General features: G+C 71.6%; 18 protein-coding genes. 6 read left to right on the top strand and 12 right to left on the bottom strand.

Features of this window, described 5'->3' with window-relative positions; all coding sequences use genetic code 11:
* Together ACWCQ1_RS31820 and ACWCQ1_RS31815 are read left to right on the top strand one after the other, a co-directional pair.
* Nucleotides 1-1,377: ATP-binding protein (locus tag ACWCQ1_RS31820; protein WP_451027913.1), on the top strand; the 1,377-nt coding region annotated here is incomplete at its 5' end.
* 604 nt (nt 1,378-1,981) lie between these two features.
* Nucleotides 1,982-2,530 (top strand): TetR/AcrR family transcriptional regulator, encoded by a 549-nt coding sequence (locus ACWCQ1_RS31815; protein ID WP_451027925.1) that lies wholly within the window; start codon nt 1,982-1,984, stop codon nt 2,528-2,530.
* A 22-nt stretch (nt 2,531-2,552) separates the two neighbouring features.
* On the opposite strand, the gene ACWCQ1_RS31810 is transcribed toward ACWCQ1_RS31815, so the two are convergent.
* Nucleotides 2,553-3,473: a DeoR/GlpR family DNA-binding transcription regulator gene (locus tag ACWCQ1_RS31810; RefSeq protein ID WP_451027924.1), complete on the bottom strand. Its 921-nt coding sequence runs from the start codon at nt 3,471-3,473 to the stop codon at nt 2,553-2,555.
* 190 nt (nt 3,474-3,663) lie between these two features.
* Complete coding sequence (locus ACWCQ1_RS31805; RefSeq protein ID WP_358593340.1) at nt 3,664-5,112, bottom strand: NAD(P)H-quinone dehydrogenase; 1,449 nt, start codon at nt 5,110-5,112, stop codon at nt 3,664-3,666.
* Nucleotides 5,113-5,219: 107 nt separating this feature from the next.
* Here ACWCQ1_RS31805 and ACWCQ1_RS31800 point away from each other — a divergent pair, with 107 nt between their 5' ends.
* The 3 genes from ACWCQ1_RS31800 to ACWCQ1_RS31790 all read left to right on the top strand — a co-directional run bounded on the left by ACWCQ1_RS31800 (nt 5,220) and on the right by ACWCQ1_RS31790 (nt 8,509).
* Nucleotides 5,220-5,657 (top strand): gamma-glutamylcyclotransferase, encoded by a 438-nt coding sequence (locus ACWCQ1_RS31800; protein ID WP_133049986.1) that lies wholly within the window; start codon nt 5,220-5,222, stop codon nt 5,655-5,657.
* 93 nt (nt 5,658-5,750) lie between these two features.
* On the top strand, nt 5,751-6,575 hold the full coding sequence (locus tag ACWCQ1_RS31795; protein WP_451027912.1) for a purine-nucleoside phosphorylase: 825 nt from the start codon (nt 5,751-5,753) through the stop codon (nt 6,573-6,575).
* Nucleotides 6,576-6,865: 290 nt separating this feature from the next.
* Nucleotides 6,866-8,509, top strand: coding sequence for a phospho-sugar mutase (locus tag ACWCQ1_RS31790; protein WP_451027911.1), 1,644 nt, complete (start codon nt 6,866-6,868; stop codon nt 8,507-8,509).
* A 102-nt stretch (nt 8,510-8,611) separates the two neighbouring features.
* On the opposite strand, the gene pstB is transcribed toward ACWCQ1_RS31790, so the two are convergent.
* From pstB to ACWCQ1_RS31740, 10 genes are all read right to left on the bottom strand, one after another.
* Complete coding sequence (gene pstB, locus ACWCQ1_RS31785) at nt 8,612-9,469, bottom strand: phosphate ABC transporter ATP-binding protein PstB (protein ID WP_451027910.1); 858 nt, start codon at nt 9,467-9,469, stop codon at nt 8,612-8,614.
* A gap of 49 nt (nt 9,470-9,518) precedes the next feature.
* On the bottom strand, nt 9,519-10,481 hold the full coding sequence (locus ACWCQ1_RS31780) for a sortase (protein ID WP_451027909.1): 963 nt from the start codon (nt 10,479-10,481) through the stop codon (nt 9,519-9,521).
* 118 nt (nt 10,482-10,599) lie between these two features.
* On the bottom strand, nt 10,600-12,267 hold the full coding sequence (locus ACWCQ1_RS31775) for a hypothetical protein (RefSeq protein ID WP_451027908.1): 1,668 nt from the start codon (nt 12,265-12,267) through the stop codon (nt 10,600-10,602).
* Nucleotides 12,268-12,452: 185 nt separating this feature from the next.
* Nucleotides 12,453-13,430 carry a substrate-binding domain-containing protein gene (locus ACWCQ1_RS31770; protein ID WP_451027907.1) on the bottom strand — a complete coding sequence of 326 codons (978 nt, stop codon included), beginning with the start codon at nt 13,428-13,430 and terminating at the stop codon, nt 12,453-12,455.
* A gap of 281 nt (nt 13,431-13,711) precedes the next feature.
* On the bottom strand, nt 13,712-16,177 hold the full coding sequence (locus tag ACWCQ1_RS31765; RefSeq protein ID WP_451027906.1) for a hypothetical protein: 2,466 nt from the start codon (nt 16,175-16,177) through the stop codon (nt 13,712-13,714).
* The gene (gene pstS, locus ACWCQ1_RS31760; protein ID WP_358593332.1) at nt 16,177-17,865 is read right to left on the bottom strand and encodes a phosphate ABC transporter substrate-binding protein PstS; all 1,689 of its coding nucleotides are present in this window, start codon (nt 17,863-17,865) and stop codon (nt 16,177-16,179) included. Before pstS ends, ACWCQ1_RS31765 begins: the two co-directional genes overlap by 1 nt.
* A complete protein-coding gene (gene pstA, locus ACWCQ1_RS31755; RefSeq protein ID WP_451027905.1) occupies nt 17,862-19,112 on the bottom strand; it encodes a phosphate ABC transporter permease PstA in 1,251 nt (416 codons plus the stop codon). The genes pstS and pstA overlap by 4 nt, the downstream gene beginning before the upstream one ends.
* Nucleotides 19,113-19,146: 34 nt before the next feature.
* Nucleotides 19,147-20,154: a phosphate ABC transporter permease subunit PstC gene (gene pstC / locus ACWCQ1_RS31750; protein WP_358593330.1), complete on the bottom strand. Its 1,008-nt coding sequence runs from the start codon at nt 20,152-20,154 to the stop codon at nt 19,147-19,149.
* Between the two features lie 91 nt (nt 20,155-20,245).
* On the bottom strand, nt 20,246-20,635 hold the full coding sequence (locus ACWCQ1_RS31745) for a hypothetical protein (protein WP_358593329.1): 390 nt from the start codon (nt 20,633-20,635) through the stop codon (nt 20,246-20,248).
* Between the two features lie 239 nt (nt 20,636-20,874).
* The gene (locus tag ACWCQ1_RS31740; RefSeq protein ID WP_133049983.1) at nt 20,875-21,546 is read right to left on the bottom strand and encodes a PH domain-containing protein; all 672 of its coding nucleotides are present in this window, start codon (nt 21,544-21,546) and stop codon (nt 20,875-20,877) included.
* A 153-nt stretch (nt 21,547-21,699) separates the two neighbouring features.
* Between ACWCQ1_RS31740 and deoC the strand changes: the two genes are divergently transcribed.
* Nucleotides 21,700-22,662, top strand: a complete 963-nt coding sequence (gene deoC / locus ACWCQ1_RS31735; protein ID WP_451027923.1) for a deoxyribose-phosphate aldolase — start codon at nt 21,700-21,702, stop codon at nt 22,660-22,662.

Raw genomic sequence — 22,662 nt, 5'->3', positions numbered from 1 at the left:
ACCCCCGACCCGGTCTCCGGGGCCGAGGAGGTGGTGGCCTTCGCCCGCGAGCACGGCCTGCCCATCGCCATCAAGGCCGCCTTCGGCGGCGGCGGGCGGGGTCTGAAGGTCGCCCGCACCCTGGAGGAGGTGCCCGAGCTGTACGACTCCGCGGTGCGTGAGGCGGTGGCCGCCTTCGGGCGCGGCGAGTGCTTCGTGGAGCGCTACCTGGACCGTCCCCGGCACGTGGAGACGCAGTGCCTGGCCGACAAGCACGGCAACGTGGTCGTGGTCTCCACCCGGGACTGCTCGCTGCAGCGCCGCCACCAGAAACTGGTCGAGGAGGCGCCCGCACCCTTCCTGACGGACGAGCAGGTCGCGGAGCTGTACCGGGCCTCCAAGGCGATCCTGAAGGAGGCCGCCTACGAGGGCGCCGGCACGTGTGAGTTCCTGGTCGGCCAGGACGGCACGATCTCCTTCCTGGAGGTCAACACCCGGCTGCAGGTCGAACACCCGGTCACCGAGGAGGTCGCCGGCATCGACCTGGTGCGGGAGATGTTCCGCATCGCCGACGGCGAGGAACTGGGCTACGGCGACCCGGAGCTGCGCGGGCACTCCTTCGAATTCCGCATCAACGGCGAGGACCCCGGCCGCAACTTCCTGCCCGCCCCCGGCACCGTCACCACCTTCGAGGCGCCCTCCGGTCCGGGCGTGCGCCTGGACGCGGGTGTGGAGTCCGGCTCGGTCATCGGCCCCGCCTGGGACTCCCTGCTGGCCAAGCTGGTCGTCACCGGCCGCACCCGCAAGGAAGCCCTTCAGCGGGCCGCGCGTGCGCTGGAGGAGTTCCGGGTCGAGGGCATGGCCACGGCGATCCCCTTCCACCGCGCGGTGGTCAAGGACCCGGCCTTCGCCCCGGAGCTGACCGGCTCCGAGGAGCCGTTCACGGTCCACACCCGCTGGATCGAGACCGAGTTCGTCAACGACATCAAGCCCTTCGCCGCCCCGGCGGATGCCGAGGCGGACGAGGAGTCCGGGCGGGAGACGGTCGTCGTCGAGGTCGGCGGCAAGCGCCTGGAGGTATCCCTGCCGGCCTCGCTGGGCATGACCCTGGCCCGCACCGGCCTGGCCGCCGGCGCCCGCCCCAAGCGGCGCGCCGCCAAGAAGTCCGGCCCGGTGGCCTCCGGTGACACCCTCGCCTCCCCGATGCAGGGCACGATCGTCAAGGTCGCCGTGGAGGAGGGCCAGGAGGTCAAGGAGGGCGACCTGGTCGTCGTCCTGGAGGCGATGAAGATGGAACAGCCCCTCAACGCCCACCGCTCCGGCACCATCAAGGGCCTGACCGCGGAGATCGGCGCGTCCATCAGCTCCGGCGCCGCGATCTGCGAGATCAAGGACTGACACCCGCGTTCCCACGAGGCGCCCGGCGGACTGGACCAACCAGCCCACCGGGCGCCTCGCCTTTCCCGCCTTCTCCGAATCCCGGCGGCCCCCCATCTCCGGCCCCAGACCGCCCGCCTTCTCTCGATCCAGGCCGCCTGCATTCTCCGGATCCGGAGCGCCCCTCATCTCCCGATCCCGGCAGTCCGCCTTCTCCGGATCCGGAGCGCCCCCCATCTCCCGATCCCAGCAGCCGTCAACCCCCGGCCCCAGCCGCCCGCCACCCCCTCAACCGGCCGCCGCCTCCCATCTCCCGATCCAGGCCGCCCGTCATCCTCCGGCCCCGGCCACCCGCCATCCCCCCAACCCGACGGCCCGCCTCCTCCGATCCCGGCCGCCCCCCATCTGCGGAACCCGGCCGCCCGCCATCTCCCGACCCCGGCCCCCGCCATCCCCCCAACACCCGCCCGGCCCCCTTCTCCCGATCCCGGTCGGCGCACCTCGATGGCATGCTGGACGCACGACGAAGCATCGCGGGGAGCACGTGGAGGGCATGGTGAGCATGACGTCGGCGCAGACCGCGGACACCGGCGGCACCGGGATGCCGCCCACCGCCCCGCGCCCCATGCGCGCCGACGCCCGCCGCAACTATGACCGCCTGCTCACCGAGGCCCGCGCGGCCTTCGCCACCCACGGCACGGACGCGTCCCTGGAGGACGTGGCCCGCCGCGCCGGCGTGGGCATCGGCACCCTCTACCGCCACTTCCCCAACCGCCACGCCCTGCTGAGCGCGGTCTTCGAGGACGCCGTCAACGACCTGCTCTCCCGGGCGAGGGAACTCCAGACGGCCCCGGAACCGTGCACGGCACTGGTGACCTGGCTGCGGGAGGTCGTGGCGCACGCGGGCGAATACCGGGGACTGGCCAGGGCGTTGATGTCCGTCTCAGCGGACCGGGCCTCGGCCCTCGCCCGTTGCAGCACCCCCATGCGCGAGGCGGGAACGGCCTTGCTGACCCGGGCCCAGCAGGCCGGCAGAATCCGCGCGGACGTAGAGATGGGCGACCTGCTCCAGCTGACCCACGCGATCGCACTGGCGGCGGAGGAGTCACCGGCGGACCCACAACTGCCGGACAGGTTGCTCGATCTGACCCTGAGAGGCCTGAAGGACGCCTGAGGGCAGCGCCGCTGACGGGGCCTTACCGCCGCCGCATGTCCGCGACGCGGGCCCGCTCAACCCCGGCGTCCCCCAGCACCGTCGCCGTCCTGAGGCCGGCCCCCGGAACCTGCCGCCGCTGTCCCGGCAGGGCCCGCGCCTGACGCGGGGGGACCGCATCGCCCGCCGGGTTCCCGGAGCCCCCCGACGCCCCCGCCACGGCGATCTGCACGCCCTGGTCCGCCAGGGCCTGCAACTCCGTCGCCGCCCGGTCGTCGTGGGCCGGCGGCTCGTCCGTCACCAGCCGCGTGATCACATCCGTGGGCACGGTCTGGAACATCGTGTCCGTCCCGAGCTTGGTGTGATCGGCGAGCACGACGACCTCCGCGGCCGCCTGGACCAGCGCCCGGTCGACGGAGGCCGACAGCATGTTGGACGTGGACAGCCCGCGCTCCGCGGTGAGCCCGCTCCCGGACAGAAAGGCCCGTGAAACGCGCAGCCCCTGCAGGGACTGCTCGGCCCCACTGCCCACCAGCGCGTAGTTGGACCCGCGCAACGTCCCGCCGGTCATCACGACCTCCACCCGGTTGGCATGGGCCAACGCCTGGGCGACGAGCAGGGAGTTGGTGACGACGGTCAGGCCGGGCACCCGGGCGAGCCGGCGGGCCAGCTCCTGCGTGGTCGTACCGGCCCCCACCACGATGGCCTCGCCTTCTTCGACGAAGCCCGCGGCGAGATCGGCGATGGCCGTCTTCTCGGCGGTCGCGAGATGGGATTTCTGCGGAAAGCCGGACTCCCGCGTGAAACCGCCCGGCAGTACCGCACCGCCGTGCCGGCGGTCGAGGAGTCCTTCTGCCTCCAGTGCGCGCACGTCCCGCCGTACGGTCACTTCAGAGGTCTGGACGACGCGGGCGAGCTCACGGAGCGACACGGCCCCGTTCGCTCGCACCATTTCGAGGATCAATTGGCGACGTTCTGCAGCGAACACGAAACTGACAGTAATGCCAACGACCGTCTGCTTTCAGCTGTTTGCGCCGAATAGCAGAAGTTGTTCGCACGCAAGCACGCCGAGTGGTATAGGGCCTACCCATCCCGCCTATGCCGCACGCACGCTCGACAACTCCCCGTGACCAGCGAGGAATCGCTTTCGGCCGTCAGACCTCGCCACCGCTCTTGCGTGTGTGCAACTGCCGTGCCACCTCCGCGATCGACCCCGAAAGGGAGGGGTACACGGTGAAGGCGTTCGCGATCTGTTCGACCGTCAGATTGTTGTCGACGGCGATCGAGATCGGATGGATCAGTTCCGAGGCGCGCGGCGAGACGACCACACCGCCGACCACGATGCCCGTGCCGGGCCGGCAGAAGAGCTTCACGAAGCCGTCCCGGATGCCCTGCATCTTGGCGCGCGGGTTGCGCAGCAACGGCAGCTTCACCACGCGCGCGTCGATCTTCCCGCCGTCCACGTCCGCCTGGCTGTATCCCACCGTGGCGATCTCGGGATCGGTGAAGACGTTCGACGACACGGTCTTCAGGTTCAGCGGAGCGACGGCGTCGCCCAGGAAGTGGTACATCGCGATACGCCCCTGCATCGCCGCCACCGAAGCAAGAGCGAACACACCGGTCACGTCACCCGCGGCGTACACACCGGGAGCCGTGGTCCTGGACACCTTGTCGGTCCAGATGTGCCCGGACTCCCGCAGCTTGACCCCGGCCTCCTCGAGGCCAAGCCCGGCGCTGTTGGGGATGGCACCGACAGCCATCAGACAGTGCGACCCCGTGATGACCCGCCCGTCGGACAGCGTCACCTCCACCCGGTCGCCGACCCGCTTGGCGGCGGCGGCCCGGGAGCGCGCCATGACGTTCATGCCGCGCCGACGGAAGACGTCCTCCAGCACCGCGGCCGCGTCCGGGTCCTCACCCGGCAGCACCCGGTCCCGCGACGACACCAGGGTCACCTTGGACCCGAGCGCCTGGTAGGCGCCGGCGAACTCGGCACCGGTGACACCCGACCCGACCACGATGAGCTCCTCCGGCAGCTCGTCGAGGTCGTAGACCTGGGTCCAGTTCAGGATGCGCTCGCCGTCGGGCTGGGCGTCGGGCAGCTCACGGGGGTGTCCACCGGTCGCGATGAGCACGGCGTCCGCGGTCAGCGTCTCCTCGCTCCCGTCGACAGCGGAGACGACGACCTTCCGGGACCCGTCGAGGGCCTGCATGCCCTCCAGCCGCCCGCGCCCGCGCATGACCCGGGCCCCGGCCCGCGTGACGGAGGCGGTGATGTCGTGCGACTGCGCCAGCGCGAGCCGCTTCACACGCCGGTTGACCTTCCCCAGATCGACACCCACCACCCGGGCGGCCTGCTCCAGCGGCGGAGTGTCGTCGGCGACGATGATCCCCAGCTCTTCATACGACGAGTCGAAGGTGGTCATCACCTCGGCCGTAGCAATGAGAGTCTTCGACGGCACGCAGTCGGTCAGCACCGACGCCCCGCCCAGACCGTCGCAGTCGACGACGGTCACCTCCGCGCCGAGCTGGGCGGCCACCAGGGCCGCCTCGTATCCGCCGGGTCCGCCACCGATGATCACGATCCGAGTCACGTACCCCATTGTCCCGCACCGCTCAAGGTGCTACTGCCCGGGGCCGTGGCAACGGGTTGGGCAAGGGGCGGCTGTTCCCTGTGAGCCCCCTGTTCTCCCTGCCGTACCCTCTCCCCATGTCGCTCTACGCCGCGTATGCCGGCAACCTCGACGCGCGGCTGATGACCCGCCGCGCCCCGCACTCGCCGATGCGCGCCACGGGCTGGCTGAACGGCTGGCGGCTGACGTTCGGGGGCGAGCACATGGGCTGGGAGGGCGCCCTGGCGACCATCGCCGAGGACCCCTTCTCCCAGGTCTTCGTCGCCCTGTACGACATCGCGCCGCCCGACGAGGACTCGCTGGACCGCTGGGAGGGCGTGGGCCTCGGCATCTACCGCCGCACGCGCGTCCGTGTCCACACCCTGGAGGGCGAGGAGTCGGCCTGGCTCTACGTCCTCAACGGCTACGAGGGCGGCCTCCCCTCGGCCCGCTACCTGGGCGAGATCGCGGACGCGGCGGAATCGGCCGGCGCACCCCACGACTACGTCATGGAACTCCGCAAGCGCCCGTGCTGATCCCCCATTCGTTGGAAACGACAAGACAACGATCGCCATCCCGTGAGCTCCGTCATCTACGCGCGTAGGCCCAGACCAGCTACCCTCAGTCGCGTGAACGCATCTCTTCTTCCGGACGACATCCAGGGCGACCCGCACGCCGCCGCCGACGCCGCCGCCGCGCGCCTGCGCGAACTGACCGGCGCCGAGACCCACGACGTCGCCCTCGTGATGGGCTCCGGCTGGGCCCCGGCCGTGGACGCCCTCGGCACCCCCGAGGCCGAGCTCCAGGTCACCGAGCTGCCCGGCTTCCCGCCCCCGGCGGTGGAGGGCCACGGCGGCAAGATCCGCTCATACGCCATCGGCGACAAGCGCGCCCTGGTCTTCCTGGGCCGCACCCACTACTACGAGGGCCGCGGCGTGGCGGCGGTGGCCCACGGCGTCCGCACCGCGGTCGCCGCCGGCTGCAAGACGGTGGTCCTCACCAACGGCTGTGGCGGCCTCCGCGAGGGCATGCGCCCCGGCCAGCCGGTCCTGATCAGCGACCACATCAACCTCACGGCCACCTCCCCCATCATCGGCGCGAACTTCGTCGACCTCACGGACCTGTACTCCCCCCGCCTGCGCGCCCTGTGCAAGGAGATCGACCCCACCCTGGAGGAGGGCGTCTACGCCCAGTTCCCCGGCCCGCACTACGAGACCCCGGCCGAGATCCGCATGGCCCGCGTCATCGGAGCGGACCTGGTGGGCATGTCGACGGTCCTGGAGGCGATCGCCGCGCGTGAGGCAGGCGCCGAGGTCCTGGGCATCTCCCTGGTCACGAACCTGGCGGCGGGCATGACGGGCGAGCCCCTGAACCACGAGGAGGTCCTCCAGGCGGGCCGGGACAGCGCGACCCGTATGGGCTCACTGCTGGCGCAGGTCCTGGGCCGTCTGTAAACCCTGGGACGTCTGCGGGTCCGCCGTGGCTGGTCGCGCAGTTCCCCGCGCCCCTGAAGGGGTCCCAGTCGCCCACGGCGAGAAGGGGACGGGGCGGGGGGTGTCCGCCCGCAGTGTCGGGCGTCAACAGACAGCACCGCATGACCACCGGCACCGCCCGACCGAGGACGGACACCCCCCGCCCCGGCCCCGACCCACAATCGAACCGTAGGCGCTACGCACGCCCCCACCGACTCCGCACAGGCGCCGCAGGCATCCGCACCCGCACCACACGAGACCGGAGACCGACCGTGCACGACGACCTCATCGCACAGGCCAAGACCTGGCTCGCCGAGGACCCCGACCCGGACACCCGCGACGAACTGGCCAAGCTCCTGGAGGCCGGCGACCTCACCGACCTCGCCGACCGCTTCGACGGCACCCTCCAGTTCGGCACCGCGGGCCTCCGCGGCGAACTCGGCGCCGGCCCCAACCGCATGAACCGCTCGGTCGTCATCCGCGCGGCCGCCGGCGTCGCCGCGTACCTCAAGAAGCACGGCACCCCCCACGGCGACGACGCCGGCCTGGTCGTCATCGGCTACGACGCCCGCCACAAGTCCGCCGACTTCGCCCGAGACACCGCCGCCGTCATGACCGGCGCCGGCCTCAGAGCGGCCGTCCTCCCCCGCCCCCTCCCCACCCCCGTCCTGGCCTTCGCCATAAGGCACCTGGGCGCGGCCGCCGGCGTAGAGGTCACCGCCAGCCACAACCCGCCCCGCGACAACGGCTACAAGGTCTACCTCGGCGACGGCTCCCAGATCGTGCCGCCCGCGGACGCGGAGATCGCGGCGGAGATCCAGGCGATCACGTCCCTCAAGGACGTCAACCGCCCCGACACCGGCTGGGAGACCCTCGACGACACGGTCCTGTCGGCCTACCTCGCCCGCACGGACGCCGTCCTGTCCCCCACCTCCCCCCGCACCGCCCGCACCGTCTACACGGCGATGCACGGCGTCGGCAAGGACACCCTCCTCGCGGCCTTCGCGAGGGCCGGCTTCCCCGAACCAGCCCTCGTCGCCGAGCAGGCCGACCCCGACCCCGACTTCCCGACCGTCGCCTTCCCCAATCCGGAAGAGCCCGGCGCCATGGACCTAGCCTTCGCGAAGGCCCGCGAAACGGCCCCTGACCTGGTCATCGCCAACGACCCCGACGCGGACCGCTGCGCGGTGGCCGTCAAAACCGGCACGGACTGGCGCATGCTCAGGGGCGACGAGGTCGGCGCCCTCCTCGCCGCCCACCTGGTCCGCCGCGGAGCCCAGGGCACCTTCGCCGAGTCGATCGTCTCCTCGTCCCTCCTGGGCCGCATCGCCGAGAAGGCGAACCTCCCCTACGAGGAGACCCTGACCGGCTTCAAGTGGATCGCCCGCGTGGAGGGTCTGCGCTACGGCTACGAGGAGGCCCTCGGCTACTGCGTGGACCCGGACGGCGTACGGGACAAGGACGGCATCACGGCGGCCCTCCTGATCACGGAACTGGCCTCGGTCCTCAAGGAGGAGAACCGCACCCTCCTCGACCTGCTCGACGACCTCGCCGTGGAGCACGGTCTGCACGCGACCGACCAGCTCAGCGTCCGCGTCCAGGACCTCTCCGTCATCGCGGACGCGATGCGCCGCCTGCGCGAACAGCCGCCCACCGAACTCGCGGGCCTGCCCGTCACCAGGGCGGAGGACCTCACTCGAGGCACCGACACACTGCCCCCCACCGACGGCCTCCGCTACACCCTCACCGGCGCCCGCGTCATCGTCCGCCCGAGCGGTACGGAACCGAAGCTGAAGTGCTACCTCGAGGTGGTGATCCCCGTGCGGACCCACGCGGACCTCCCGGCGGCCCGCGCCAGGGCGACGGAACTCCTGACGTCGATCAAACGAGACCTCTCGACGGCGGCGGGCATCTGACGAAGCGAACCGTTCCCGGGGTTCATCACGAGGTCGGTATCGATGTCCGCCCCCGAACCGGACAACTGAACCCCGTGTCCGGCCCACCCCCACCCCAACCCGTCACCCGAACCGCCCGTTCACATAGTCCGAAGTCCGCTCGTCCCGCGGCGAGTTGAACATCGCGTCGGTGTCACCGTGTTCGACGATCACACCGGGCGTGCCCTGCGCGGCGAGGAAGAAGGCGCAGGTGTCGGAGACCCGCGCGGCCTGCTGCATGTTGTGGGTGACGATGACGATGGTGACCTCGGACTTCAGCTCGGCGATGGTCTCCTCGATACGCCGGGTGGACGTCGGGTCGAGCGCCGAGCACGGTTCGTCCATCAGCAGTACCCGGGGCCGTACGGCCAACGAGCGGGCGATGCACAGCCGTTGCTGCTGCCCGCCGGAGAGCGCACCGCCCGGCTGCCGCAGCCGGTCCTTGACCTCTTTCCACAGGCCCGCCTTGGTGAGGCACTCCTCCACCAGGTCGTCCTTCCCGTCGCGGCCGGCCTTGATGGCGTTGAGCTTGAGGCCGGCCACGACGTTGTCGTAGATGGACATCGCCGGGAACGGGTTGGGCTTCTGGAAGACCATGCCGATCTGGCGGCGGGCGTGGGTGATGCGCCGGCCGCGGTCGTAGATGTCCTGCTCGTCGAGGAGCACCCGGCCGGACAGGGCGGCGGAGCCGATCAGTTCGTGCATCCGGTTGAGGATGCGCAGGAAGGTCGACTTGCCGCAGCCGGAGGGGCCGATGAGCGCGGTGACCTCGCGGGCGGGCATGGTGAGCGAGACCCGGTCGAGGACCTTGTGGTCGCCGAACCAGGCGGAGACGGAGTCGGCACGCAGGGTGGCGGGCCCGCCGCCCAACCCGCCTGTCGGGACGGCGTCTTCGACGCGCGGCTGGACCAGGGTGTCGACGAGATCGCTGTTCTCGGTCATTCGGTCGGTCAACTTCCGTGCGGGGGCCGGGGATTCCGGGGCCCGGGGTTCACAGCAGGTTCGGCAGCAGGGCGGTGAGGGACTGGGAGTCCGCGAGGCCCAGCGCGAGGAGGACGGGGCCGGCGCAGATCCAGGTCTGCCAGCGGCCCCAGACGCGGAAGGCGAACACCGCGAGCAGCGAGGCGAGCAGCAGGCCCTGCGTCCACAGGAAGACCCCGAGCCAGGCCCGGGGATCGGTGCCGAGGGCCTGTTCGGAGGCGGCGATCCAGCCGGGGCGCAGGTCGCGCGGAGGGTTGGGCCGGACGGGCGTGACCAGCCGGGCGTCGACCCGGAGGACACCGCTCGGGGTGTACGGCGCTCCGGTCGCGGTGATGAGGGTGAGCCGTCCCTGGCTGCCGGTGAGGGGCGCGGGCAGCTCGTCGCCGGCCCGGCGGACGCCGGTGACCTCGTAGACCGACCTGCCCTGGCCGGTGGTGAGTTCGACGCGGGTGCCGGCGGGCACGTCGCGCAGATGGAGGAAGGGGCTGCCGTAGCCCCATTGGCGGCCCATGATGACGGAGGTTCCGGCCTGGCCCGGCAGCGGGGTGTCGCGGCGGTGACCGGGTCCCGACATCAGGACCTCCGAGGTCGTGCCCTCGGCGACGACCTCCTTGACGCCCAGTGCGGGGATCCTCAGCAGGGCGACCGGCGCGCCGGGCTTCAGCAGTCTGCCCTCGTAGTCGCGCTGGCCCACCGGGGCGGTTCCCAGGGCGAGTTGGCGGCGCAGTTCGGCGTAGGCCGTGCGCTGGTCGCGGGCGTGCTGGAGGTGGCCGACGACCGTGAGGTTCGCGGCGAAGCCGAGGAGCACGGCGGCGAGCACGCACACGGCCGCCCCGGCGAGCGCGAGCCCGGGGCGGGCGGAGGGCCGGGGAGCGCGCCGCCGCGGCAGCGGGACGGGCGTGGACGGCGGCGGACCGGGCGGTCCGCCGAGGGGGGCCGACGCGTCGGCCGGCGGCGGGGCGAGGGTGGTCACGATGGCGCTCCTCGAAAGCGGGTGTTCCTACGACGTGTGGCTCCCGGCGGCGGGCGGGGTTCGTGGCGCCTCGTCCGTGTTCGCGCCGCGCCGCGCCTCCCGCCCGTCCGTCGGCCGGTCAGCGGTGTTGCGGGGAGTCGCCGCCGAAGGTGAGCAGGCCCCTGCGGCGCATGTGGAGCACCAGGGCCGAGCCGGCGGAGAGCAGGGCGAGGGAGCCCAGGCCAATGGCGCCGACCTGGGTGCCGGTCGCCGCCATGGACCCACCGCCACCGCCACCGCCACCCGAGCCGGAGCCGGAGGCGCCGCCGGTGTCCGAACCGCCCCCGGCGCCCCCGGTGTCCGTGCCCCCGGTGTCCGAGGTGGAGGTGCTGGGCTCGGGGGAGCCGCCGGCGTCCGTACCGGTGGTGAACGCGAAGGCGACGCTGTGCCCGTCCGTCCTGTCCTCGGCGAGCATCAGTGTGTGGTCGCCGTCCTCGATGTCCTTGGGGACGGTGAACGCGTACTTCTCGACCGTGCCGTCGGAGCCCGCCTTGGCGTCCTTGAAGGTCGCCTCGCTGTCGGCGAGGGTCACCTTGACGGTGGCGCCGGCGCCGTAACCACGGGCGGTGATCTTCACGGTCTGGCCGGCGTCGAGGGCCGGATCGGTGTCGAGCGGGTTGCCGTCCTCGTCGGTCACGGTGAGGTCGGGGTTCTCGGTGGGGCTGGGGCTGGGGCTGACCTCGTCGGTGCTGACGAAGTCGAAGGAGGCGAAGACGCCGGTCTTCTCGGAGAAGTGCAGCGAGTGGTCGCCGTTGGGCAGGGCGTTGGGCACGGTGAACGCGTAGTCGGCGACGGCCCCTTCGGCGTTCGCGGTCACGTCGCCGTAGGTGGCGGTGGAGTCGGTGAGGTTCACCTTCGCGGTGGCGGCGGGCGTGAAGCCCTTGACCGTGACCTTCACCTTCTGGCCGATCGTCAGCGTCGGCTTGGCGGCGAGGACCTTGCCGTCGGCGTCCTGGGCGGAGACGACGTAGTCGATGTTGGTGCTGGCCGTGGCGGTCGCGCCGACGTAGGCGTCGGCGTCCGTGGGCGTGAATGCGGCGCCGTAGGTCAGGGGGCCGCCGATCGCGGGGGCCTTGACGGTGAGCGTGGCCGTACCGCCGGTGACCGGGGCCGTGCCCAGCGAGGTGCCGCCGCCGGTGAACTCCACGGAGCCTGCCGCCGCCGGGGGCGTCACCGTCGCGGTGAGCTTGACGTCCCCGCCCACGGGTACGCCGGTGTCCGCGGTCAGCACGAGGGTCGTGGCCTGCTGTTCGAGCAGGGTCCAACGGTCGCCCGTGACCCGGACCTTGGCGAGGAACCGGTCGGCGGCGGCGCTGGTGCCGCAGGTCAGGATCACCGTGTACGTGCCGTCGTAGGGTGCCGGGACCCCGGAGGACGTGAGCGCCGACTGCAGGCTCGGCTTGGCCGCCGTCGCCTGGAGGCCGACGGTGACGGGGTCCGCGCCGACGCCGGTCTTGGCCACCGACTGTGCGAGCGGCAGGGACGACGTCGGGGTGGTCGGGTTCACCAGCCGGAGCACGAGGGTCTGCGCGGTGGTCGCGTTGCAGCCGCTGCTCGTGGTGACGGACGTCGTCATGGGGACGTCCGTGATGCTGCCCGAGGCGGGGCTGACCGTGAGCTTGCCCAGATCGGTCGCCGCGCTGGCCCGTCCCGAGAGGCCGACGACGGCCGCCAGGGCGGCGCACAGCAGGGCGAAGCAGGTCAACAGCGCGACGGGAGATCTGAGTTGCACGGGTCGTGGGTTCATCGGCGGTCCCCCCAAGGGTCTCGGTCAGGGTCGGGGCGGGTCTGCATCGGTCGGGATCGGGCCGGGGTCCGGCTGTGTCGGTGTCGGTCTGTGTCGAGGTCGGTCTGTGTCGAGGTCGGCGCGGAAACGCCGTCGGGCCGGGCACCTGGGAGGTGCCCGGCCGGCGTGCGGTCAGGAGGTTGTGATCACTTCTCGCCGGTCAGGGTCGTGCTGCCGCAGGCGCTGCCGAGCGAGCCGAAGCCGTAGGTGGTGATGAGGGAGGTGTTCGCGCAGACCTTCGAGCCGGTGCCCACGAAGGTGTCCGCGATCAGCGCGTTCGACAGCTTGGCGGTCGGGACGACGTTGTAGACGTTGCGCAGGTAGGGGAAGGACGTGTTCAGCGTGAGGTCGCCGTTGCGCGCGGACTTTCCGTCGACGGAGCCGAGCACCGCGTCGCCCCGGCGGTCGTCGACCACGAGGGACTCCTGGGCGGTGTACTGGGCCACGGAGTACGGGAAGATGTCGCCGGCGCTGTCGACGACCGAGCCGTCGTTCTCCTGGATGCCGGAGTTGGTGGTGACGCAGGAGCCGGGGGTGGCCACGCCGATCGAGTTGAGGAAGAAGGCGCGGGTGCCCGAGCTCGACTGCGGCAGGATCGGGGTGAGCGTGACGCCGTTGAGCGAGGTCAGGCTGCACTCGTAGATCGCCTTGAGCTGAGCGGTCATCAGGTTGTCGGGCAGGGCGCTGCCGGACAGCTTCGACCAGGACACGGCGTCCTTGGCGTACGGGATGAAGGTCAGGTCCGTGGTGGAGGTGTCGGACGGACCGCGTGAGGAGCGGGCGAAGTCGACGCAGCCGGTGCTGCCGTCCAGGGCGGTGTTCAGCGCGGTGATGCCGGCGCCGGAACCGTCGGGGCGGGTGATCGAGCAGCCGGCGGACTTGGTCTTGACCGTGCTGGAGCCGGTGGCGTTCCAGGAGGCGATGACCTTGCCGTTGCCGTTGGTGATCGCGTCGCCGAGGGCGTTCATGACGTCCTGGGTCGTGTCGGAGCCGACACCTGCCAGCTGACGGTAGTCGGTGGCCGAGGAGGGGTCCGCGTGGGCGGGGGCGGCCACGGCGGCGCCGAGGCCGAGGGCGAGAGCACCGACACCGGCACCGAGACGCAGGCGGGACTTGACGTTCACTTGGGTTCTCCTCCGTGGAAACGGATCGAGCAATGGACGTACAAGCAAATCCGGATTCCTTTTCGCCGCCGACCCGTCGGCCGGCCACGCAGAACAATTCCGCAGACTCGTACCGGCGGCCACAAAATCCAGCCGGTATTCAGGTTACGAGTCCGTTTCCTACATCACTCCTAGGGAATTCACCGGACGGCGCACAGATTTCGACAGATCGAACGGCACACCGTTTTACGGAACACGGATTTCCGGAAAAATACGTGCCGGAAATCCGCGCGCTGGATTTCTCAGCCGCCGGCCGCCCCCCGCACCGACAGCCGCAGCATGACCGGGCCCGCCAGCGAGGCCGCGCCGCCGGCGACGAGCACGCCGAGCAGGACCCAGCGGATCAGGCCGAGCACCTCCGCGGGTGTGTGTCCGCCGGACTGGGCCACGTTCTGCTGGGCGGGGCCGGTCTCCGTCGGGGCCGCCGAGGGCCGGCCGGCGTCCGGCGCGGCGGAGCCCGCCGTGCCGCCGGACGTGCCCGCCGAACCGCCGGTCCCGGAGCCGCCGGCCAGGCCGCCACCCGCCGCCCCGCCACCGGTGCCGCCGAGGCCGCCGCCTCCCTGTGAGGTGCCGCCGGACGGCGTCCCGGTGTCCGGCACGCCCTTCACCAGCCGCTCGGCCGCCTGCCGCGCCTGGGTGCGCAGAGCCGCGGGCAGCGGCGCGTAGCCGTACGGCAACCGGCCCTTCTCGGTGCCCTGGGTCTGCCCGGCGCCGGCCGCGTAGCGCATCACCTTGGCGTAGTCCTGCCGGGCGTCCTTGCCCTGGTCGACGGAGGCGGCCGCGTAGACCACCGCGGTCAGCGGGTAGGCGCCGTCCCGCATCCTCGCCGGGTCGGGCGCCTTGACGCCGGCCACGTCCGAGTCGGGCATCTCGGCGACCGCCTTGAGCAGGGACGCGTCGGTCGGCCTGACGTACGTCCCGTCGGCGTCGGGCAGGGCGGCGGTGCCCAGCAGGTAGCGCACCGCGGAGGCGTTGTCCACGACGCCGTACTGGCGCTGGGCCGTCAGGGTCTGCCGGCCCACGGCGGAGAGTTTCGGCCCGCTCTGGTCGATGGCGCACTTGTAGGCGGTCCCGATGTCGCCGCGGCGGATCCGCAGCGCTCCGTCGTGCATGTCGTTGACGTAGGGGACCACGTCCTGCGGGGTGCGGGTGACGGTCTGGCCCGTGGCCACCCCGCAGTCGACCTTCGTGGGCGTGAGATCCGCCTTGGGGAAAAAGTCCAGGGTGTCCGAGACCACGCCGTCCTTGTACGCGGGATTGACCTTCATTCCCCAGGGGTCGGCCTTTCCCGCGACGAAGTCACGGGCGGCGCGGTCCGCCAGAATGTATTTCCACACCAGGCGGGCGGAGTCGGAGTTCTGCAGGGCGACGGCGAGACCCACGGGCGCGTTGACGGCCGCCTGACCCGCGAGTTCCGGATTGAGTTCGCGGAATTCCGGGTCCTTCACGATCGATTCCGGATTTCCGGAGACGTACGCGGGGACGCCCTCCTCGGGCTGGACGAGGCTGAACGGGTAGGACTGGGTGAGGACCTTGGCCAGCAGCCGCTGGTTGAGCTTGAGCCCCGCCAGCGGCAGGCTCCGGTCGTCCGCGCTGTCGTACATCCAGACGAAACCGATCGCGAGGCCGGTGACCGCGACCGGTGCGTGCACCACCTGCGCCGCCCCGTCGACCGGCTCGACGGGGTTCACCGTCAGTGCGAGCCCGGCCACCGAGTCGCCCGAGGTCACCGCGGAGCGGGCCTGGTCCTCGCTGGACTGGGTGAAGCTGAACCGGTGGTTCCCGGTCGCGCACAGCGCGCTCTGCCAGGACGTGATGGCGTCGGTGGCCAGCTCGGACCCCATGATGCCGCGCTCGGGCTTGTCGGGGTCGCAGTTGTCCGTGACCGGCTCGAAGTCCAGCCGGAAGACGATGCGCTGGTCCCAGTTCGACCGGCTGAGCGAGGAGGCGGCCTGGTTGCCCGCGGGGTGGGTCCCGCCGTCGGGGTCGTGGCTGCCGCGGGGCACGACCACCAGCCAGCAGGGCTCCATCCCGCCCGAGGCCGTCCTGCGCGCCCCGCAGCCCATCGCGGGCTGTTCCAGGGACGACTTCAGCTCGAAGGCCACGTCGCCGCCGCCGTTGCCGTCGTTCGGCAGGTAGGGCAGGGCGTTGGTGTCCCCGCCGGTGAAGTACGTGGTGTCGGTGCCGCTCTTGGTGGGCTCGCCCTGCCCCGGGACCGGCCGGAAGGGCACGAAGTGGGTGCCGTTGTGGTCCAGGGGAGTCGCGGACCCGGTCTCCAGCGGGTCGCCGACGGAGCCGTGCCCGGCCAGGAACACGGACCGGCCGCTGCCCGACTGCGCGACCGACGAGGTACCGAACTCGCACTGCGTACGGTCGGGCCCGGACGCCTCGTCGCCCCAGCACTGCATGACGGACAGGAAGTCCGTGTCGGAGCGCGTGGCCGGCTCCCCGCCCGCCCAGGTCACCCGCACGGCCTGTCCGGTCAGCCCCTTCGTCTGGTGCACGGTGACCTTCAGGCCGGAGAAGTCGTCGCCGTTCGCCGCCTTCGTGCCGCTCTTGGTCACCGCGGAACTCTCCGTGGCGGCCTGCGCCCGGTCGGCGCCCCGGGGCAGCGGCAGCACCGCCAGCAGTACGGCGGACAGCAGGCAGCCGAGGCCCGCGGCCACCCGGCGACGGCCGGGTGACCCCTTGGTCGTCGGCCGTCTCATCACTGCTCTCCCTTGCGGCGGGTGCGGGCCGCCAGCACCCGCGCGGTGAGCGGCGGTCCGACGACCACCGCGAGGAGCAGGACGGCGGACAGGGCCATCAGGGCGCCGCGCATGCCCAGGCCGTTGTCCGCGGCGAGCGCCACGGGGTTGGCCGCGACGGACGTGTCGCCGGTGCCCGTGCCGTCGCCGCTGACCACTTCGCCGGTGTCGGGGTCGACGCTGCCGCCGCCGGAGCCGCCGGACGCGCCGGACGTGGTGCCGCCGGTCGTTCCACCGCCGCCCGCGCCCGTGCCGCCGGTCGTGGCGGAACCGCCCGTCGAGGAGGAACCGCCCGAGCTCCCGGTGCCGCCCGAGGTGTTACCGCCCCGCGCGCCCGGCTTCACCGGGGTGTCGGTGCCCGCGGCGCCCGCGGTGCCGGTGGTGCACTGCGTCGTCCCCTTCTTGTCGCAGGAACGGGGGTAAGGGGCGTTCTTGATCAGGGTGTTGACGCCGCCGGAGAAGGTGGGGTTGCGGCAGTCGTTGATGTTGATCGAGCCGGCCGGGGCGCCCGGCACCCGGCGGATCTGATCGAAGCCGGCCTGGACGAGGTTCTTCGGCAGCGGCGAGTAGCCGAGGTCGTCCGCCTGCCGCTGGCCGTCGCACAGGAAGTAACGGGCGAACGTGCCCAGGGAGTTGCCCTTGGCCTTGGTGAAGCCGGACTCCTCCTTCGTCGGCAGGATCATGTAGCTGTAGCTGGAGAGCGGATAGGTGCGGGCGTCCGGGTTGGCGTAGACCTTGTCGAGGATCTGCGTCAGGTAGTTGACGGACGACCTGTTCTGATTGATCTCGGCCTTGGTCAGGGCCACCGCGACGCTCGCGGCGGTCGGCTCGACGTAGTAGTTGTCCTTGTTGAGCACCTTGGCCACCGGGAAGCCGGTGTTCTTTGCGTACGAGTACTCGACGTAGGTGATCGCGCCCTCGCCGGAGGGCTGGCGGACATGCCCGGAGACGCCCAGTGAGCCGGACTTGGAGATCATCGCGGAGCCGCTGAGCAGCGGGTAGTTGGAGGTCATGCCGCAGTTGCCGCCGCCGCGCCCGGTGCGTGAGCAGTAGTCGTTCCACAGGGCCGGGTACTGCTTGGACATCCACATGGTGAACTGGGCGCTGGTGCCGGATCCGTCGGAGCGGACGACCGGGACGATCGCGCGGGCCGGCATGGTCAGACCGGGGTTGTCGGCGGCGATGGCGGGGTCGTTCCAACGGGTGATCCGGCCCGTGAAGATCTTGGTCACGACGTCCCCCGACAGGCGGAGGTTGGTGACCATCTTTCCGTTGATCTTGAGGTTGTACATGAACGCCGTACCGCCGGCCACGATCGGCATGTAGGCGTAGCCGCGGCTCGGCGGGGTGTCCGTGATGCCCTGTTCCTTCAGGCCGTACGGGATCTCGGAGACCGCGAAGTCGACGGTGCCGTTCTTGAACTGCTCGCGGCCCTGCGAGGAGCCGTTGGCCGTGAAGTTGACGGTCATGCCGTAGTTGGCCTTGACGTTGCGGACCCACTGCTGGACGGCGTTGGAGCTCCAGGTCGAGCCGGAGCCGGTGATCTTGGCGTAGGAGGCCGCCGCGGCGGGCGGCGTCTGCACGGCCAGCAGGCCGCACAGCAGTGACAGCACGGTGGCCGCCAGACGGAAGCGAGTGGCGGGTTTCACGACGGACTCCCGGGTTCGGTACGGACGGTGGGGTGCGGGGCGGCCCGGCGCTCGGCGAACCGACGCGCGTCACGGCGCGAGGCGAGCACCCGGCGGTGTTCCTGACGGTGCGTCAACTGCCCGGGCCCGCGGCCGCCGATGACGCGGGCGACGACGAACAGCAGCAGCACCAGCGCCATCAGCAGGGCCGCCGTACCGAAGCCGCGCGAGATCATCGTCGGCTCGGGCGACTTGACGAACTCGAAGGTGGCGAGCGGCAGGGAGACCATCGGGCCGTGCAGCGGGTCGAGGTTGAGTTCGGAGGTGAAGCCCGCGGTCAGCAGCACGGGCGAGGTCTCGCCGATGCCGCGCGCGGTGCCGAGGATCACGGCGGTGGTCAGCCCGGAGCGGCAGGTCGGCAGCACCACGTGCCACACCGTGCGCCAGCGGCTCGTGCCCATGGCGTACGACGCCTCGCGCAGCGTTCCGGGCACCAGGCGGATGACGACGTCGGCGGCCCGGATGATGATCGGCAGCATCATCACCGACAGGGCGAGGGCGGCGGCGAGTCCCGACTGGTCGAGGCCGAGCCCGAGGATGGCGGTGGCGTAGATGAACAGGCCGGCGACGATCGACGGCAGCGCGGTCATCGCCTCGACGATGGTGCGTACGAACCGGGCGTAGGGGCCCGGCACCTCGGTGAGGAAGACCGCGCAGACCAGCCCGGTCGGCACGGTGACCGCCAGCGCGAGCACGATCATGATCAGGGTGCCGACCGCCGCGTGCAGCGCTCCGCCCACACTGAGCGGCTCCAGCGGCCCGGCCCGTTGCATGTCCTCGGTGAAGAAGTTCGCGTGCACCAGCGCCTTGCGGCCCTCGACGAGGGCGTAGCAGACGACGAAGGTGAGGATCACCACGAGCAGCAGGCCCATCGACCGCACCACCGCCGCCGCGATCCGGTCGACGACGGCGGGTCCGTCCTCGTCGAAGGAGACCAGCAGCGCGTAGATCAGCAGGAAGAGGCCGTACGCCACGACGACGAAGCCGACGGCGCCGTCGAACGGCAGCAGCCGGGTGAACAGCAGCCAGGTCAGCGCGAGCGCGGAGGCGGCCGCGCCGGTCATGGCCCAGACGTCGGTGGCGCGCAGCTGCGTCAGGGCACGGCGTCGCTCACCGCCGGGTTCGGCGGCGCGCGGCGGGCCGGGCAGCGTGGTGCGCGGGCGGCCGGCCGCCGGACGCGCGCCGGGCGCTTCGGGGGCAACGGTCATGGTCGCTTCTTCCTGTACGGCGGTGGGGTGGGCCTCAGGCGTCGCTCGCCGCGCCCGAGCGCGACCGGGCGACGATGGAGGAGGCGGCGAAGTTGACGATCAGCGTCATCACGAACAGCGCGAAACCGGCCGCCATCAGGGCGGACATGCCGAACTCGCTTGCCTCGCCGTAGCGCAGGGCGATCAGCGAGGAGACCGAGCTGGTGCCGGACTGCAGGACGTGCCACTGGATGTCGAAGGTCAGCGAGATGATCATGAAGATGGCGATGGTCTCGCCGAGCGCTCGGCCGAGCCCGAGCATGGTGCCGCCGATCATCCCGCCCCGCCCGAAGGGCAGGACGACGCTGCGGATCATGCCCCAGCGGGTGGCGCCGAGCGCGTAGGCGCCCTCGCGTTCACCAGCGGGCGCCTGGGAGAAGACCTCGCGCATGATCGAGCAGATGATCGGGGCGATCATCATGCCGACGACCAGGCCGGCGATGAACGTCGAGGAGGTGTAGACGCTCTCGGGCGCGAGGGGGTCGTCGGGATCGGCGCCCCGGACGGAGAAGACGGGGATCCAGCCGAGGTAGGCGGAGATCCAGCGGGCGGTCGGCAGGACCTTGTCCTGCAGGAAGAACACGCCCCACAGTCCGTAGACCACGGAGGGGACGGCGGCCATCAGGTCGACGACGCTGATCAGCGTCCGGCGCAGCCGCGCCGGGGCGTACTCGGAGATGTACAGCGCCGCGCCGGTGGCCAGGGGTACGGCGACCAGGACCGCGACGGTCGCGATCAGCACGGTGCCGACGAGCACGGCCGCGATGCCGAACCGCCCGGCGTCCGGGGCCCACTCGGAGGTGGTCAGGAAGGACCAGCCGGCCTTGTCCAGTGCCAGCCAGGCCCGGTAGAGCAGGAAGCCGCCGACGAGCAGCATGACGGCGAGCACGAAGCCGCCGCCGGAGCGCAGCACCGCACGGAAGACCCGGTCGGTCAGCCCGGGGTCGGCGTACAGACGTCTCGGTGCGTCGGGGTCGCCGACGTCGGTTCTCAGCACAGACACGTTTCAGACACTCAGTGCCATCGGTTGACATGCCCATCCCGAAAGGTGAACGAGAGGTTCCCTGGGGGGAACTTCCGTCACCTCGGCGTCTTCACGTCTCACCCCATAACTCAGGTCCCGCGCCGACGAGTTCGGGTAACAACGCGCGGAAGCGGTCGTATGCGGCCCGGCAGGTCGCGTGCCGCTCGTACGTCCGCGCCGATCCGGCCACGTGCCGGCCGGCCGTGTCCCAGGCCAGCCACACCCAGCCGCCCTCGGTGCTGTGCTGCACACCGCCGCCGATCTCGCCGTGCTCCGCGCACAGCCGCACGAACGCGGCGCGACATCGGTCGTGGGTGTCCTGCGAGGTCAGCGAGACCGCGACCGAGCGCCCGTTGGGCGCCACCAGCCGCCAGCCGAACCCGCCCGCACCGTTGATGTCGATCTGGCATCGCATGCCCGCCGCGACGGCAGGTCGTGCCGTCCCCCCGGACCAGTCCATGTCCCCACCCCCGCCGCCCATCGTTGAGTAAAATCCGCAGGTACGGCGCTATGGGTGGCATGGGCAATCTACTGAGACGCGCATGACGGCGATCGGACAAATGCATCGGCCGCGACCATGCTTCATGTCGAAGTATCCCCTAGGTAACCCCTAGGAAAGCCGCTGGGAAAGCGCTCGCTGAGCCACTGGGACAACGTTGCCAAAAGGGGCGAGCCACCCCGGCCGCAGCCGGGCCCGCCTCACCCCACCGCCAGCAGAATGGCCAGCAGCAGCGCCCCGGCCAGCGCCGGCCCGGCGACCTCGTACGCCCAGCGGACCGTGACCTCGCCCTGCGCGGTCTCCGCCTCGCCCTTGGTCTCCATCAGTTCGCGCAGGTCGTCCATGATCTTGTCGGTCTCGGCGCGCGCGGGACCCTCCGGTGCGGCGGTGCCGCGCGTGTACCCGCCACCGCCCAGCGCGCCCATGCCACCGAAGCCGCCGAAGCCGCCTCTGCGGGGCCGTCCGCTCGCCTCCGCGGAGCGGTCGGCCGCCGACCTGGCCTCCTGGCGGGCCGCCCGCTTGCGGGCGCGCAGGGAGACGGGGACGGCCCACAGCTGGTACTTGGTGCCGGACTTGACGACGACCTCGTTCGAGTAGCCGGACCGCAGCGCGGCGGCCTCGCCCCAGGGGACGACGATCACCCGGAAGGGGTTGCGGATGCGCAGCCGTTCCTCGTTCGCGTGGACGGCGGGGCGCAGGGTGAAGGCGACGACCAACGGCACGACGAGGATCAGGGTGGCCAGCGCGAGCCAGGGGGTGCGGCCGTGGCCCGAGACGATGGCGTCGATGCCGAGCCAGGCTGCGATGGCCAGCAGCAGGACACCACCGGCGATGCCGGCGGAGGATCGGTAGATCCGGTCGGGGGTCGTCATGCAGCGATTGTGCCTCAGCCTCACAACGAGCCGTTCCTCGGCTTCACCGCGAGCCACTCCTCCGCTTCCCCGTCAGAGCCCCTTCAGCCTCACCCGGAGACGTTCCTCGGGCTGTACAGCCGCTACGCGCGTAGATATGCTCGTCTGGTGACCATGCCCACCAATGCACCCACCGCAGCCCACGCACTGACGGACGTCACGGCGTCCCACGCGACGCTGCGCCGTTTCCTGCACGGGCTGCCCGGCGTCGACGCGGTCGGCCTGGAGGCGCGGGCCGCCTCGCTCGGGACCCGTTCCATCAAGACGACCGCGAAGGCGTACGCCATCGACCTCGCCATCTCGATGGTCGACCTGACGACGCTGGAAGGCGCGGACACCCCGGGCAAGGTCCGGGCGCTCGGCGCCAAGGCGGTCCGCCCCGACCCGACGGACCGGACGACCCCCTCGACCGCGGCCGTCTGCGTCTACCCCGACATGGTGCCCGCCGCGAAGGCGGCCGTCGCCGGCTCCTCCGTGAAGGTCGCCTCCGTCGCCACCGCCTTCCCGGCCGGCCGCGCGCCGCTGTCCGTGAAGCTGGCCGACGTGCGCGAGGCGGTCGCCGCGGGCGCCGACGAGATCGACATGGTCATCGACCGCGGGGCCTTCCTCGCGGGCGACTACCTCAAGGTGTACGACGAGATCACGGCCGTGAAGGAGGCCTGCGGGTCCGAGGCCCGGCTCAAGGTCATCTTCGAGACCGGCGAGCTGTCGACGTACGACAACATCCGGCGTGCGAGCTGGCTCGGCATGCTGGCCGGCGCCGACTTCATCAAGACGTCCACCGGCAAGGTGGCGGTGAACGCGACCCCGGCGAACACCCTGCTGATGCTGGAGGCGGTGCGTGACTTCCGTGCGCAGACCGGCGTCCAGGTCGGCGTGAAGCCGGCCGGCGGCATCAGGACGTCCAAAGACGCGATCAAGTTCCTGGTTCTGGTCAACGAGACCGCCGGCGAGGACTGGCTGGACAACCACTGGTTCCGCTTCGGCGCCTCCTCGCTCCTGAACGACCTGCTGATGCAGCGTCAGAAGCTGGCCACCGGCCGCTACTCCGGCCCCGACTACGTGACGGTGGACTGA

It is taken from the genome of Streptomyces sp. NPDC002144 (assembly GCF_053593695.1).
Note: the sequence above shows the minus strand (reverse complement) of the source record. Positions and strands in the feature narration are given on the sequence as shown.